Origin of the sequence: Streptomyces sp. B21-105, from assembly GCF_036898465.1 — a bacterium.
Lineage (GTDB): Bacteria > Actinomycetota > Actinomycetes > Streptomycetales > Streptomycetaceae > Streptomyces.
In genome coordinates this window covers 407490-422455 of sequence record NZ_JARUMJ010000001.1, presented here as the reverse complement: position 1 = coordinate 422455, position 14966 = coordinate 407490, and the positions used below count along the sequence as shown (strand labels likewise).

At 72.8% G+C, this 14966-nt stretch carries 14 protein-coding genes and 2 pseudogenes; 8 read left to right on the top strand and 8 right to left on the bottom strand.

The window, feature by feature from the left end:
* Positions 1–35: 35 nt before the first annotated feature.
* Positions 36–1523, top strand: a pseudogene (locus QA802_RS01635) (carboxylesterase/lipase family protein); the annotation flags it as partial.
* A gap of 246 nt (positions 1524–1769) precedes the next feature.
* Here the strand turns inward: QA802_RS01635 and QA802_RS01630 are convergent.
* The 6 genes from QA802_RS01630 to QA802_RS01605 form a co-directional block, all read right to left on the bottom strand.
* A complete protein-coding gene (locus QA802_RS01630) occupies positions 1770–3035 on the bottom strand; it encodes a sugar ABC transporter permease (RefSeq protein ID WP_443042251.1) in 1266 nt (421 codons plus the stop codon).
* Positions 3026–3805 carry an ATP-binding cassette domain-containing protein gene (locus QA802_RS01625; RefSeq protein ID WP_334517578.1) on the bottom strand — a complete coding sequence of 260 codons (780 nt, stop codon included), beginning with the start codon at positions 3803–3805 and terminating at the stop codon, positions 3026–3028. Before QA802_RS01625 ends, QA802_RS01630 begins: the two co-directional genes overlap by 10 nt.
* Positions 3806–3837: 32 nt before the next feature.
* A complete protein-coding gene (locus QA802_RS01620) occupies positions 3838–4959 on the bottom strand; it encodes a sugar ABC transporter substrate-binding protein (protein ID WP_334517576.1) in 1122 nt (373 codons plus the stop codon).
* 289 nt (positions 4960–5248) lie between these two features.
* Positions 5249–6310 (bottom strand): YihY/virulence factor BrkB family protein, encoded by a 1062-nt coding sequence (locus QA802_RS01615; RefSeq protein ID WP_334517574.1) that lies wholly within the window; start codon positions 6308–6310, stop codon positions 5249–5251.
* 81 nt (positions 6311–6391) lie between these two features.
* Positions 6392–6901: an MSMEG_6728 family protein gene (locus tag QA802_RS01610; protein WP_334517572.1), complete on the bottom strand. Its 510-nt coding sequence runs from the start codon at positions 6899–6901 to the stop codon at positions 6392–6394.
* An 80-nt stretch (positions 6902–6981) separates the two neighbouring features.
* Positions 6982–7464, bottom strand: coding sequence for an excalibur calcium-binding protein (locus tag QA802_RS01605; RefSeq protein ID WP_334517571.1), 483 nt, complete (start codon positions 7462–7464; stop codon positions 6982–6984).
* A gap of 212 nt (positions 7465–7676) precedes the next feature.
* Here QA802_RS01605 and QA802_RS01600 point away from each other — a divergent pair, with 212 nt between their 5' ends.
* From QA802_RS01600 to QA802_RS01585, 4 genes are all read left to right on the top strand, one after another.
* Positions 7677–8120, top strand: coding sequence for a phage holin family protein (locus tag QA802_RS01600; protein ID WP_334517570.1), 444 nt, complete (start codon positions 7677–7679; stop codon positions 8118–8120).
* Complete coding sequence (locus QA802_RS01595) at positions 8117–8539, top strand: DUF3618 domain-containing protein (RefSeq protein ID WP_334517568.1); 423 nt, start codon at positions 8117–8119, stop codon at positions 8537–8539. The genes QA802_RS01600 and QA802_RS01595 overlap by 4 nt, the downstream gene beginning before the upstream one ends.
* Positions 8540–8850: 311 nt before the next feature.
* Positions 8851–9936 carry an S-(hydroxymethyl)mycothiol dehydrogenase gene (locus tag QA802_RS01590; RefSeq protein WP_334517566.1) on the top strand — a complete coding sequence of 362 codons (1086 nt, stop codon included), beginning with the start codon at positions 8851–8853 and terminating at the stop codon, positions 9934–9936.
* Entirely contained in the window at positions 9936–10568 is a 633-nt protein-coding gene (locus QA802_RS01585; RefSeq protein ID WP_334517565.1) for an MBL fold metallo-hydrolase, read from the top strand. Before QA802_RS01590 ends, QA802_RS01585 begins: the two co-directional genes overlap by 1 nt.
* A gap of 40 nt (positions 10569–10608) precedes the next feature.
* Here the strand turns inward: QA802_RS01585 and QA802_RS01580 are convergent.
* Positions 10609–11010: pseudogene (locus QA802_RS01580) on the bottom strand (transposase); the annotation flags it as partial.
* A 326-nt stretch (positions 11011–11336) separates the two neighbouring features.
* Here QA802_RS01580 and QA802_RS01575 point away from each other — a divergent pair.
* A complete protein-coding gene (locus QA802_RS01575; protein WP_334517564.1) occupies positions 11337–11603 on the top strand; it encodes a hypothetical protein in 267 nt (88 codons plus the stop codon).
* Between the two features lie 253 nt (positions 11604–11856).
* Here the strand turns inward: QA802_RS01575 and QA802_RS01570 are convergent, their stop codons facing one another.
* A complete protein-coding gene (locus QA802_RS01570; protein ID WP_057580461.1) occupies positions 11857–12027 on the bottom strand; it encodes a DUF5670 family protein in 171 nt (56 codons plus the stop codon).
* 173 nt (positions 12028–12200) lie between these two features.
* Here QA802_RS01570 and QA802_RS01565 point away from each other — a divergent pair, with 173 nt between their 5' ends.
* Both QA802_RS01565 and QA802_RS01560 read left to right on the top strand, forming a co-directional pair.
* Complete coding sequence (locus QA802_RS01565) at positions 12201–13094, top strand: Rieske (2Fe-2S) protein (protein WP_334534234.1); 894 nt, start codon at positions 12201–12203, stop codon at positions 13092–13094.
* A gap of 167 nt (positions 13095–13261) precedes the next feature.
* On the top strand, positions 13262–14965 hold the full coding sequence (locus QA802_RS01560) for a S1 family peptidase (protein WP_334517563.1): 1704 nt from the start codon (positions 13262–13264) through the stop codon (positions 14963–14965).
* Position 14966 lies beyond the last annotated feature (1 nt).

The window sequence follows — 14966 nt, the reverse complement described above, 5'->3', positions numbered from 1 at the left end:
CAGACGCCCCGGGCGCCGAGCCCGGGGCTGCGAGATTCCGGACGACGAGCGGCGTGCTGCGCGGCGAACGGTCACCCGACGGCGTGACGGCCGTCCTCGGCATCCCGTACGCCGCCCCGCCCTTCGGGCCGAACCGCTTCCGCGCGCCGCAGCCCCTCGTGGACCCGGGCGCCGCGCGGGACTGCCGCCGTTTCGGACCCATCGCGCCGCAGTCGGCGCGGCTGCCCGGCTCACCGGTGTGGCAGGAGGGCGACGAGGACGTTCTCAGCGTCAACGTCTGGGCGCCGACGTCGGCGCTTTCGGACGCCGGCCCCCTGCCGGTGCTGTTCTGGATTCACGGAGGCGCCTACACCTTCGGCTCCTCCGCCCAGCCCGACTTCGACGGCGGCGCGCTCGCCCGTGCCGGCGCGGTCGTGGTCGGCTGCAACTACCGTGTCGGATTCGAGGGGTTCGGTCATGTGCCGGGCTTCCCCGACAACCGGGGGCTGCTGGACCAGACGGCCGCGCTGCGCTGGGTCCGCGACAACATCGCCGCGTTCGGCGGCGACCCCGACCGCGTCACGGTGGCAGGGCACTCCGCCGGAGCCGGATCGATCGCGTGCCTGATGGCGAGGGAGGAGACGCGAGGACTGTTCCGCAGAGCGATCGCCCACAGCGTGCCCAACGCGTTCTACCCCGTGGCGACGGCGGCCGCCGTCGCCCGGCGGATCGCGGCCGAGGCCGAAGTCGCCCCGACGGGCGAAGGGCTGCTCTCCGCCTCCCCGCACCGGCTGGTGGCCGCGTCCGACAGGGTCGCCGGTCAGCTCCGGGACGACCCGGTGGCGGCGCCGCAGGCCTACGACCCGGTGGTCTTCCAGCCGGTCGTGGACGGCGACGTACTGCCCACCGACCCGCTCTGTGCACTGGACACGGGCGTCGCCCGCGACGTGGACCTCCTGGTGTGCCACACGGTCGAGGAGTGCTGGTTCCTGCACGCCGTCGGCGGTGTACGGGAGATCTCGTCGGAGGCCGAACTCGCGGACTTCGCCCGCGTTCTCGGTCTGCCCGCCCGCCTGCTCGACGGCTACCGCGCCCTCATGCCCGACGCCCCGCTGCTCGACCGGTACCTCGCCCTCTTCGGCGACGCCCGATTCGGGGAGTACGGCAGTCGGCTCGCCGAGCACCACGCGCGGGCGGGCGGCCGGGCCCACGCGTCCCGCTTCGCCCGCCGCCGCCGGACGCCGGACGGCGAGGCACGGCCCTGGCACACCGCCGACATTCCGTTCGCCTTCGGCAACCTGGACGCGCCCGGCGCCGCCTTCCTCATCGGCGGCGCCCCCGACGACCCGGACCGCGCCCTGTCCCGGCGAATGATGCGCGCATGGGTCGGCTTCGCCGCCGACGGGGACCCGGGCTGGCCGGCGCTCACGGCCGGCGCCACTCCGGTGAAGGTCTGGTCCGTTCCCGACGACCAGCTGACCGACGACGCCCGGTCCCCAGCGCGCGCGATGTGGCGGGACGTACGGTTCGACCTGCTGCGATAGCGCCGTCCCCGCGCCCCGTACGCACCTCCCGGCCGACCGGGCCCCTTCATGGCCTCGCCGCGGCCAACGCCAGCACTCAGCCCGGGATCAGGCCGCGCGGATTTCGGATGACCAGCGAGACGAGACTGTCGTCCATCCGGGGATGATCGCAGAGGTGTGCGAGCCGGCGCACAGGAGTTTTCCGCCCGAGGCCAACGCCTCGTCCTGATGGCGTGCCGCGTCTTCAGGGGTGCTTGTTCAGGGGCGTCACCGGGCGCGTGCGGCGCGGCGGGCCAGGGAGTCCAGGACCACCGCGGTGTACAGCACCCCGCCGGTGACCATGAACTGCACCGGGGGCTCGACCCCCAGCAGCGCCATGCCGGAGGCGATCGACTGGATCATGAGCACGCCCAGCAGCGCCGACCAGGGCGAGCCGCGCCCGCCGAACAGGCTGGTGCCGCCGACGACGGCTGCGGCGATGGCGTTGATCAGCAGCATGCCGGAGCCCGGCACCTGGCTCGCCGAGGTGAGGCGCGACGCGACGAACAGGCCGCCGACCGCCGCCAGCGTCCCCGACGCCACGAACACCGCGATCCGCACGCGCGTCACGTCCAGGCCGGATCGCCGGGCCGCCTCGACGCCGCCGCCCAGGGCGAGGACCTGCCGGCCGTACGGCGTGCGGCGCAGGAAGAGGTCCGAGGCGACGACGACCGCGAGGAAGATCAGCAGGGCGAGCGGCACTCCCTCGAACCGGTTCAGGACCAGGACGGCGCCGAACGCGACGATCGCCAGCAGGGCCGCGCGCACCCAGATCCCGCTCACCGGCGGGCCCGGCATCCCGGCTGCGGCGCGGCGTCCGTGCTCCCGCAGCGAGGCGAGGAGGTAGGCGGCCGGGGCGAGCGTCGCCAGGCCGTAGGTGACGGCGGCGGAGCTGAAGTTGCGGCTGGTCAGCGTGGCGACCAGACCGGTCTCGTCGAAGTTGATGGCGGTCTCGGTCCCCAGCAGGTAGAGCATCAGGCCGTTCCAGGCGAGCAGGCCGGCGAGGGTGACGACGAACGCGGGAACGCCGATCCGGGCGAAGGAGAACCCGTGCACCGCCCCGGCGGCCGCGCCGCAGAGCACCGCGATGATCACGGCGAGCCATTCCGGCATCCCGAGGTTCACATTGAGCGAGGCGAACACGGCGCCCGCCAGGCCGGCGAGCGAGCCCACCGAAAGGTCGATCTCGCCGATCAGCAGCACGAAGACGATGCCGACGGCGATCATGCCGGTGCCGACGATGTCCACGCTGAGCACGGACAGATTGCGCGGCGAGAGGAAGTTGTGGTCGAGGATCTGGAAGATCGTCCAGGTGACGACGAGAGCGAGCAGGACGGGGACCGGTCCGAGGTCGTGTGTGTGCAGCCGGCGGCCCACCGCATCGGCGCCCGCCCGAAGAACCCCGGCGCCCCGCCGTGCCGGGTTCTGCGTGCGGCCCGTGTCGGGCGCGGCCTCGTCGGCGTGCGCCCCGTTCTTCCTCCCCGTCACGGCCAGGTCTCCTCGGCACGGGTCGAGCGGTGGCCGACGGCGTTGTCCGACGCGCCGGTGATGGAGGAGATGATCTGCTCCTGGGAGGCGGTGTTCACGTCGAACACGCCGTTGTTGCGCCCGAGACGCAGGACGGCGATCCGGTCGGCGACGGCCTTGATGTCGCCCATGTTGTGGCTGATGAGGAGAACGCCGAGGCCCCGGTCGCGCAGTTGCTCGATGAGGTCCAGGAGCTGCGTCGTCTGCTCGACGCCCAGGGAGGCGGTGGGCTCGTCCAGCAGCAGGAGCCGGGGCTCGCCGAGGAGCGAACGGGTGATCGCGACGACCTGCCGCTGACCGCCGGACAGGGCGGCGACCGGCACCCGCACGTCAGGGATGCGGATGGACAGGGTGTGCAGCAGATCGCGGGTGCGGCGCTCCATCTCGACCTCGTCGAGAACCCCGAGCCGGTGGATCTCCCGGCCGAGGAAGAGGTTGCCGACGACATCGAGGTTGTCGCACATCGCGAGGTCCTGGTAGACGGTCGCGATGCCCAGCAACCGGGCGTCCTGGGGGCGCTTGATCTGAATGGGGACGCCGCGCCACTCGATGACGCCCCGGTCGGCGGGCCCGACGCCGGAGATCACCTTGACGAGCGTGGACTTGCCGGCGGCGTTGTCGCCCACCAGGGCGACCACCTCCCCGCCCCGGATCTCCAGCTCCACGTCCACCAGCGCCTGGACTGCGGCGAACCGCTTGGAGACGCCGCGCAGCGCCAGCAAGGGCTGAACCGCCACGGGCCACCTCCTGTCGTGTCCGGGAACGCCCGTCAGATGAGTCCGGCTTCGGCACAGGCGGCGCGGAGGCTCGGTGGACATATCTGACTGATGGTGTACAGACCATCCTTTACCAGGGTCTCCTTGACGGTGCCCACGGTGACGGAGACCGGCGGAAGCAGGACCGCCGGGATGTCCTTCGTGGTGGCGCTGTCGACGGTGCCGGTGGCGATGGATCCGACCGACTCGCCGCGTCCCGCCGCGACGGCCATCTCGGCCGTCGCGTCGGCCGCCGACTTGTACGGCTTGTAGACGGTCATGTACTGGTCGCCCCGGACGATGCGGCGCACCGCCGCGAGGTCGGCGTCCTGGCCCGTGATCGGCGGCAGCGAACGCACCCCCGCGGCCCGCAGGGCGGAGATCACTGCGCCGGCCAGGCTGTCGTTGGCGGCCAGGACGCCGTCGATGTCGCCCCCGCCCAGCGCGGCGATGGCGCTGCGCATGTCGACGAAGGCGTTCTCCGGCCGCCAGCCGACGACGTCGTACGACTTGCCGATCTTCACCTTGCCCCGGAGGACGTCGAGGGCCCCCTGCTTGAACCAGGCGGCGTTGGGATCGGTGGTGGCCCCGTTCATCATGACGATCTGCCCGCCGGGCGCCTTCGCCCCCATGCCCTTGAGGAGTGCCTCGCCCTGGAGCTTGCCGACCTGCGCGCCGTCGAAGGTGACGTAACCGGAGATCGGGCCCTGCGCGAGCCGGTCGTAGGCGACGACCGGAATGCCGGCCCGGTGCGCGGCCTCGACCGACGGGCGCAGCAGCTCCGGGTCGACGGCGGCGACGATCAGCACGTCCACCCCCCTCGTGATCATGGACTCGAGCTGCTGCCGCTGGATGGCCGGGTCGGGCGTGGCGGCGAAGGTCGTGGGGCAGTGCGGGCACAGCTCCTTCAGCTTCTTCTCGATCAGCGGCCGGTCGAACTGGCCGAATCGGGAGGCGCCGCCGCCCGGGAGCAGCAGGCCGACGGTGGGGTTGTCCTCCCCGTCGCCGCTTCCACCGCTCCCGCCGGCCCCGGCACAGGCCCCGGACAGGGTCAGGACGACGGCGACCGTGAGCGCCATGGACGCACGGACGAGGGACCGGCCCTTCCCGGCCGAAAGGCTGACGCGGAGACCCATCTTCGGTTCCTTAGGGAAATTTGTCAGATTTTATCCCGTGATGAGCGACTCCTGCCAAGCGTAGTCATGTCTGCCGCCCTGTCCCGTTCCGGGCGGCGAACGGCCTATCGCGACGACGTTCTTGACAGGTCCTGTCGCGAACCGCCCGTCGCGAACCGCCCGCAGCGAACCGCCTGACGCGAAGCTCCTGTCGCGCAGGACGGGCCGAGGAGGCCCCTCCCGTCACGGATGACGACGGAGGGGCCCGAAGGAGGCGACCGGTCCCGCGAGGGGCGACCGCGCCCGCAGGTCAGGAACCGAGGCGGCGATGGTCCTCCTCGTCCCACTTACGGGTGTCGCGCGGCTGGATGTACGGCTCCTCGTCGGCCGGGTGGCCCCCGGCGACGGCGCGCTGGCGCGCCAGCTCGGCATCGAACTCCAGACCGAGCAGAATCGCCAGGTTGGTGATCCACAGCCACACCAGGAAGACGATCACACCCGCGAGCGTGCCGTACGTCTTGTTGTACGACGCGAAGTTCGCCACGTAGAGCGCGAACCCGGCGGAGGCGATCATCCAGATCAGCAGCGCGAGGAAGCTCCCCGGCGTGATCCAGCGGAAGCCGCGGACCTTCGCGTTAGGGGTCGCCCAGTACAGCAGCGCGATCATGATCGTGACCAGAACCACCAGCACCGGCCATTTGGCGATCGACCACGCCGTCAGTCCAGCGTCGCCGACCCCGAGGGCGGTGCCCGCCTGGCGCGCGAGGCCGCCGGTGAACACCACGATCAACGCGCTGATCACGGCCATCACCATGAGGACCACGGTGACGCCGACCCGGACCGGCAGCACCTTCCACACCGGACGGCCCTCGGGGACGTCGTAGACCGCGTTCGCGCTGCGGATGAACGCGGCGACGTAGCCGGACGCCGACCACACCGCGAGGACCAGGCCCACGATCGCCATGACCGAGCCCAGCCCGCTGCCACCCTGCATCTGCCGCACGGCGTTGCGCAGGATGTCCTGCGCCGGGCCGGGGGCGAGCTTCTGGATGTTGTCCAGCACCTGCTGCGTCGCCGACTGCCCGATGATGCCCAGCAGGGACACGAGTGCGAGGAGTGCCGGGAACAGCGCCAGGATCCCGTAGTAGGTCAGGGCCGCCGCCCGGTCGGTCAGCTCGTCCTTCTTGAACTCCTTGAGCGTGCCTTTGAGCACCGCTTTCCAGGAGTGCCTGGGCAGCTCCGTCGGACTGTCCGGGGCCCGTTCCTCCACCTGCTCGTCCGGCCCCGCGGCGGCTGCCCGGCCGCGCTCCGCCTCCGGGGCGGCCGTACCGCGCCCGTTGTGCCGTCCGTGCCGCTTCAGTGTCCGTACCATGCCGCTCGGGTATCCGCCCTCACCCGGCCCATGCGTGCATTCTCCGTAAATCGGACTCGCCGTCGGCGCGCCGACAGCGGCCTACGCCCGCCTCTGCGCCCGACCCTGCGCCCGCCTCTGCGGCGGCCGGTCGTCATCCCGGTCCGACGCCGGCCAGACGTACGGCAGATCGTCGGGCACGTCCGGGAACCGTGCCGTGTAGAACGCCGGATCCTTGCGCACGAGTGCCGACCGGTGACTGCGGTGGAAGGCGGCGTCACCCAGCCACGGCGGCAGCTCGCGCGCCTCGGCGAGCTCCTGCTGGGTGCGGACGCCGGGCCGTCGGCCGGCGAAGGCGGTCATCAGCGAGGCGGCGCAGGTGTCCGCGCGGCCGGTCGCCGTCCAGACGCCGCAGACCTCGAGGCCGTAGCGCACCAGCGCCTCCTCGTAGCCGGTCCACATGCGCACCGCCGGATGGTGGCGCCACCCGTAGCCCGCGACGGTCAGGCCGCGCAGCACCTGGAGTGCCTCGACGCGCTGTTTGCCCAGCCGCCGTGGGTCCAGGGCGGCTGCCGACGCGGTGAAGTCCGGATGCGGCAGGAAGGTCTGCATGTTCCGCTCCGCGTACCCCGACTGCCGCGGCCCGGCACATCGGGCGGGCAGGGGAACGCTCGCGGCCGCGGTGTGCGCGACTACAGACGGCGCCGGCGACGTCGTACACAGCCGGCTGCGGCCAGCAGGCCCGCCGCGGTGAGGGTTGCGCCGATGCCGACGTCCCAGCCGGTCGGGCCGCCGGTGACGGCGCCGCCGACGCCTCCCCGGACGCCGAGGGCGGGCAGCGGCGCGGGGCTGCCCGAGGCGGTCGCGGAACCGCTCACGACCGGTGCGGGGCTGATCGACCGCGGTGCGGGGCTGCTCGTCGCGGGAGCCAGGGTGGGCAGCGACCGGTGGGGGAGGACCTCGCAGGCGATGCCGTCGTCCGGTCCCCGGTCCTCGTCGAGCCGGTTGGGGTCGCTGCGGTCCTGGTCGAAGACGGCCTGGGCGTCTTCCTGGGAGGTGAAGTCGCTGCAGTTCAGGTCCTGGGCGTGGGCGACGCCGCTCAGGAGAGCGACGGTCAGGATCGTGGTGGTCAGGATCGTGGCGGCTATGCCTGCGAGGGTGGCGCGGCTTGGCATGGGCGTCTCCTCCCGGCCGAGGTGGCCTTCGCCTCGACGCTAGGCAACGACCGGCGCCGCCGCGCGAGGCGGGGGTCCAACCGGGTGCACCCGCCCGGCCCGCGGTCAGGCGTCACGCGGGGTGTCCGGTCCGAAAAGGAGCGGTCCGTATGCCTTTCTTGCCGTTCGGCGGGTACTCGGCGGGCATCGCATGCTGAAAAGGGGTGATGAGGATGGCTGAGACGGGCCGGTACGGCAGGAGCGGCGGCCATGGCGTACGCAGCGCCGAGAACGGCGGGGACTCCGTCGGCGCACTGGTGCAACGCGCCTCGCAGCAGCTGAGCGAGCTGGTGCGCGGCGAGATGCGGCTCGCGCAGGCGGAGATGGCCGAGAAAGGAAAGCGGTACGGCAAGGGCGGCGGACTGTTCGGCGGGGCCGGGCTCTTCGGCGTCCTCACCCTTCAGGCGCTGATCGCCGCCGCGATCGCCGGGCTCGCGGTGCCGCTCCCGGTGTGGGCCGCCGCCCTGATCGTCACCGGCGTGCTGGCGGTGATCACCGCCGTACTGGCGCTGACCGGCAAGAAGCAGGTCGGCCGGGCCGCCCCGCCGGTGCCCGAGCGCGCCGTGCAGAGCGTGAAGGCCGATGTGTCGGAGATCAAGGAGAGTGCACGACGATGACCCAGCCCTCCCAGAACGAGCCCACGGGCCCCGACGAGCTGCGCCGCCGGGTCGAGCGGACGCGCCACGAGCTCGGCGCGACGGTCGAGTCGCTGGCCGCGAAGACGGATGTGAAGGCCCGCACCCAGGAGAAGGCGGCCGAGCTGAAGGAACACGCGGGCGCGAAGGCGACGCATCTGTCCGAACAGGCCAGGGCGAAGGCCGCCGAGGCGGCCCACGCCCTGGAGGAGAAGGTCCCCGCTCCGGTGAAGGACAAGGCGGCCGCGGCCGCGGGGCAGGTCAGGACCAGGGCGGGGCAGGCCGAACGGCTGTGGCAGGACAAGGCGCCCGAGCCGGTCCGCGACCACCGCGCAGCGGTCATCGGCCTTGCCGCGGCCGCCGCCCTCGCCTTCCTGCTCCTGCGGCACGGCCGGAAGTAGTCCCGACGACACCCCCGGGCGCGCCGCTCCACCCCGGGCGCCGCTCCACCCCCGGGCGCCGCCACGCTCACCGAGCGGGCGGCGCCCCTTCGTGTGCGCGGATGCCGCTCCGGCGGCTCCGGCCGTGTCCGCGGATGCCGCGTCGGCGACTTCCGCGGGGTGCGACGCCTTGACCGCTGGTCGGCCCTCCACGATGCTTGTTGCGACCCGTGAGATGCGTGCCGTAATAAGCAACATCAGTCGCCGTTTCCCGCAAGCATCCACGAGCTTGTCGCAGTTGTCATATTTGTCGTATCAGTCGAGGAGTGGCCATGACGCACCAGGTCCGTGCCGTCGTCGCGCGGGGCAAGGGCGCCCCCGTCAGCCTGGAAACGATTCTGGTGCCGGACCCGGGCCCGGGTGAGGCGCTGGTGAAGGTCGAGGCCTGCGGGGTCTGCCACACCGATCTGCACTACCGCGAAGGCGGCATCAACGACGACTTCCCCTTCCTGCTCGGTCACGAGGCCGCCGGAGTGGTGGAGTCCGTGGGGGAGGGCGTCACCGACGTCGCCCCCGGCGACTTCGTCATCCTCAACTGGCGTGCCGTGTGCGGGCAGTGCCGGGCCTGTCTGCGCGGCCGGCCCTGGTACTGCTTCGCCACCCACAACGCGAAGCAGAAGATGACCCTCCTGGACGGCACCGAGCTCTCGCCGGCCCTCGGCATCGGCGCGTTCGCGGAGAAGACGCTGGTGGCGGCCGGGCAGTGCACCAAGGTCGACCCCGCCGCCTCCGCGGCCGCGGCCGGACTGCTCGGCTGCGGGGTGATGGCGGGCATCGGCGCGGCCATCAACACCGGACAGGTCGGGCGCGGTGACAGCGTGGCGGTCATCGGCTGCGGCGGGGTGGGAGCGGCGGCCGTCGTCGGGTCGAACCTGGCGGGCGCGTCGAGGATCGTCGCGGTGGACATCGACGACCACAAGCTGGAGACCGCGCGGAAGCTGGGCGCGACCCACACCGTGAACGCCAGGGAGACCGACCCGGTCGAGGCGATCCGCGAGCTGACCGGCGGCTTCGGCGCGGACGTGGTGATCGAGGCCGTGGGCCGTCCGGAGACGTACGTGCAGGCGTTCCACGCCCGCGACCTGGCCGGCACGGTCGTCCTCGTCGGGGTGCCGACGCCCGAGATGAAGCTGGAACTGCCGCTGCTGGACGTCTTCGGCCGCGGCGGCGCCCTCAAGTCCTCCTGGTACGGCGACTGTCTGCCCAGCCGGGACTTCCCGATGCTCATCGACCTGTATCTCCAGGGCCGTCTGGACCTGGACGCCTTCGTCACCGAGACCATCGCCCTGGACGAGGTCGAGAAGGCCTTCGAGCGGATGCACCGCGGCGACGTGCTGCGCTCGGTGGTGGTCTTCTGATGGCCGGCGTCACGATCGAACGGCTCGTCACCTCGGGAACGTTCGCGCTGGACGGCGGGGTCTGGGACGTGGACAACAACGTGTGGATCGTCGGCGACGCCGAGGAGGCGGTGGTCATCGACGCCGCGCACGACGCCGAGGCCATCGCCGACGCCCTCGGCGGGCGCACCCTGCGGGCCATCGTGTGCACCCATGCCCACAACGACCACATCGACGCCGCGCCCGCACTCGCGGACCGCACCGGCGCCCCGATCCTGCTGCACGGCGACGACCTGCCGCTGTGGAAGCAGACCCACCCCGACCGGTCCCCCGACGGCGAGCTGGTCGACGGCCAGGTCGTCACCGTGGGCGGCGTCGAGCTGACCGTGCTGCACACCCCGGGCCACGCCCCGGGCGCGGTCTGCCTGCACGCACCCGCCCTCGGGGCCCTCTTCAGCGGCGACACGCTCTTCGCCGGCGGGCCGGGAGCGACCGGAAGGTCGTACAGCGACTTCCCGACCATCGTCGACTCCATCCGGGACCGGCTGCTGACCCTGCCGGGCGACACGACCGTGTACACCGGCCACGGCGGGACGACGACCGTCGCGGCGGAGGCCCCGCATCTGCAGGACTGGATCGACCGGGGGTTCTGACCGTTCCTAGAGACTGAGCGGGAGAAGCTCCTATAGATCGTCAAGCGGCTTGCTTGAACTGTTCGGCGGTGATGTGCGGGCGGAGCAGATGCTGGTAGACCTCGCGGGCGACGAACCGTTTCAAGCAGCGCATGATGTCCTTCTTGGTCATGCCTTCGGCGGTGCGTCTGGCGACGTACTCGCGGGTGCGCTGGTCGTGGCGCATGCGGACCAGCACGATCGTGTGCAGGGCCCGGTTGGCTTGGCGGTCGCCGCCCCGGTTGAGGCGGTGCCGGTTGGTGCGGCCGGAGGAGGCCGGCAGCGGGGCGGCGCCGCACAGGTGGGCGAAGGACGCTTCCGAGCGCAGGCGGTCCGGGTTGTCGCCGACGGTGGTCAGCAGCTGGCCCGCGCTCTCGGGGCCGACGCCGGGCAGGGCGATCAGCCGTGGTGAGATGACGGGGACACCCTGTGTGGTCAGGAAACGGGCGATCTCGGCACCGTAGGCGCCGGTGCGCACAGACCACCCACACTCACTCCCACTCACCAGAACGCTCTCGAGCACACTCCAAGCCGAGCAGCTCCGACCCCCGGCTCCCGCAGACGCGTGCCCGTCCCAGGGTCGGCACCCCGTCCCGGGCCCCGTCCGCGGCCGCACGGCACGGCGAGGCGGGCGCGCGCCCGGGTGCCGGCCCGGGCGTGTGGCGAAACCCCGTCCGCGTCCTCGCGGTGGAGGGCGCGGATCGGGGTACCAGGGCGGACATGGCTTCGAAAATCGATCACGCTGAATCCGTGCGTGCCGTGCGGCAGTTGCGGCGCATCCGCCCCGTCTACGCGGGCGGCGCCGTCCTGTGGGCCGTGTCGGCCGGCTGGACGGGGAGGGAGGACCCGGGGAGCCGTCAGATGTGGGTGTCGGTGTTCTTCCTGGTGGTCTTCGCGGGGCTGCTGTCCCTGACGTCACTGTGGCTGGGCCGGCAGCGGCCTTCCCGGACGAGCGAGCGGGCGCACCATGCCGCGCCGCGCAAGGCGACGGCCGTGCGCCGTCACGTCAACGCCTGAACCACGGGACGACGCCGATGACTCGGGGCCGGCGCCTGTTGGAGGCGCCGGGGTTCCCTGCCGGCACAGGCGCCGGCCCCGAGCTGCTCAGCCGCCTACCCGCGGTCCGGCCGGCGATACGGACAGGTGTGTGAGCGTCGGGTGAGGTTGCTGCGCACATACCGGTGGGGCGCACCGGTGTCCTGTCCGGTGCGCCCCACCCGTATGTCATGTCGTGCTTGTCGACCTGTCGTTCCGACCGTGCCGACCCGCTCTACCAGCGGTACCAGCGGCCCCGTGTCCCGCCCGCTCCGGTCGAGCGGGCGAAGAAGCCGACCAGCCAGACCACGAGGACGATCACGGCGATCCACCACAGCGCCTTGAGGGCGAACCCGGCGCCGAAGAGGATCAGGGCGAGCAGAAGAACCAGCAGCAAGGGAACCATCGTCATCAACCTCCGTTCCGCCGTGTGCCCCGCCGTACGCCCCGCATGCCCACGATCTTTATCTGTTTCTTATATCCCGCCGCGGGCACACTGACGGGTTCGCCGGCGAGGTGTTTGCCGTGGGTCAGGAGGGAGACCCGGTGCGCATGAGCACCATGCCTTCTCATCGCCGTATGCGGCAGAACCGGGCCCTGCGGCTGCTGGACGGCCTCGAGCGTGCGACCTGGGCGGACGGGGTCATCGACGTGCTCGGCAAGGGCGTCCGGTCCCTGCCCCTGGGGCAGGGCCGTGACATCCTGCACGGCCTGTGGCTGGGGCACCCCGTGCATCCGCTCGCGGTGCAGGTGCCGATCGGCAGCTGGGTGTCCGCGGCGGTGCTGGACCTGAGCCCCGGCCACACCCGCGGGGCGGGGCTCCTCGTCGGCGTCGGGCTGGCCGCCGCCGCTCCCGCCGTGCTCACCGGCGCGGTCGACTGGGCGGAACTGCACCGACAGCAGCAACGCGTCGGGCTGGTGCACGCCCTGACCAACACGGCCGCTGTCGGCCTGTACAGCGCCTCGCTCGTGTGCCGCGTCACCGGACGCACGGCGCGGGGCCGGACCCTCGGGTTCCTCGGCCTGACGGCGGCCGGGCTGGGCGGCATGCTGGGCGGTCACCTGGCCTACCGCCAGGCCTCGGGCGCCAACCACGCGGAAGAGGTGCCGCACGTCGTCACCCCGGGCTGGCACCGCGTCGGCGCGGTGGCCGACTTTCCGGCCGGACGGCCCGTACGGCGCGCCGTGGACGACGTCCCGGTCGTGGTGGTGCGGGAGCCGGGCGGGACGATCCACGCGCTGACCGAGCGGTGCAGCCACCTCTCGGGACCCCTGTCCGAGGGCGCCGTCGCGGACGGCTGCGTCACGTGCCCCTGGCACGGCAGCGTCTTCCGGCTGTCGGACGGCTTGAACGTGCGCGGCCCCGCGACCGCGCCCCAGCCCGCCTTCGACACCCGCGTCGTCGACGGCCACGTGGAGATCCGTCTGCGGGACGGAACACGGCACGAGGACGAGGCCACGGACGTCGGATGAGGCCACGGACGTCGGATGCGAGTGCGGACGGCGGATGCGAGTGCGGACGGCGGATGAGGACCGGTCCGGCGCCTGTCCCGCCTCGCCGCGGCCCGCGTTTCCCGGGGCGGCCACCGCGATCGTGCCATCTCGGGCCCCTGGGGCGGGAGTTGCCATACTGTTGAGGGATGGCGCTGCATCACCACAGCGAGAACGCGTGGCGGGTGAGGGTGGACGACGAGGGTGGGGCTCCGTGCGGTGCCGGGGTGCTCCTCGACGACCGGCATGTGCTGACCTGCGCGCATGTCGTCCGGTACGCGGGAGCGCAACCGGAGGGCACGGCGTCCTGCGTACGCATCAGGAGCGTGGCGTGCAGTCCGGAGTGGACGCGCAGCGCGCGCGTGGTCCCCGGATCGTGGGTGCACGAGCACGGCACACGGCGCGGCGACGTGGCGCTGCTCGCACTCGACGAGCCGGTCGACTGCGCGACCAGGACCACCCTGTGGAAGGTGCCGATCTCCGGCGGCAGGGTGCGGGTGTACGGCTTCCCGCAGGCCGAGCCCTACGGCATCGCGACCGACGCCGAGCTGGCCGGTTCCGGCGGCCGGGAGGGCGAATGGGGACTGCTGAGGCAGATCCGCGCCGGTGACCCGTGGATCGAGGCGGGCTACTCCGGCGCCGGAGTCATCGCGCTGGACGGCGAGTTCAAGGGCAGCGTCATCGGCATCGTGGTGGCCGACTACGTCAACGGCGACGCCCGCGCGGCCTGGATGCTGCCGACCGAGACGCTGCTGACGTACCTGCCGAGCATCAAGGAGTTCACCGGCGGCCACCGCACCGACGAACTGGGGCCGGCCGGCGGCGAGTTGCCCCAGGACGTGCTGCACGACCCGCTGCGTCTCGCGCTCACCCAGGAACTCACGCGACTGCTCGACGGCGACTGGTCGGGCACCGTCGTCGTCGGCACCGACGCCTCCGTCGGCGCGGGCTCCTCGTGGCTGGTGCGGCTGGTGCGCACGGCCGACCCGGCGGCCCGCGTGACCGTGTCCGACGCCGAGCTGACCGGGGCCCCCGGGGACACCGTGCTGGGACTCGGCTCCATCGACGCGGCGTACGACGCCGGCGGCAGGTCGGTCGCCGAGGTGCGCCGGTACCTGACGGGCCGGTTCGGGCTCCGCGCGGACGGCGACCGGGAGGCGGTCCGCCGGCTGGCGCGCCGTCGGCCTCCCGCGTGCCTGGTGGTGGGCCGCGTCGACCGGGCGGCGGACCCGGACGCACTGTTACGGGATCTGCTGGGGCCGCTGGCTCGCCGGGCCCGCTCGAGCGGCCTGCGTCTCGTGCTCGGTTTCGAGGACCGGCCCCCGGCGGACCTCGCCCATGACGTGTCCCTCGACCCCGCGCCCGTCGTCGGACCGGCCGCCACCGCGAACGTGACCTCGGGCCAGGCGCAGACGGCGGTCGGACAGCTCGCCGCCGAGGAGGAGGCCGCGGCGCGGCTGTGGGCGCGGTGGGGCGGGAAGTTCTTCGGCGCGCCCCGCCCGCCGCGCAGCGCCGCACCCCGCCTGCGGATCCGGCTGGCCGTCGCCCGGACCACCGAGCCCAACCCCGAGCTCACCGCCGTCCGCGACCGCGCCCACGAAGCCCGCGCCGAGGTCGCCGCGTTCGACCGGGCGCTGCGGCGGCTGGTCGAGGACCACGCGGACCTCGGCACCAGCCTCGAACTGCACCGGGTGCGCGCGGCGCGGTTCTTCGGCGAGGAGGACCGGCGGCTCGCCGAGCTGCACGCCCCCGCGGCCCGCGCGCTGCAGACCGTGCCGATCGACCTCGCGGCCGCCCGCAGACTGGTCCGGCTCCACGCCGACGAGGTCAACCGCCGGATCGACGAAGGGTGAC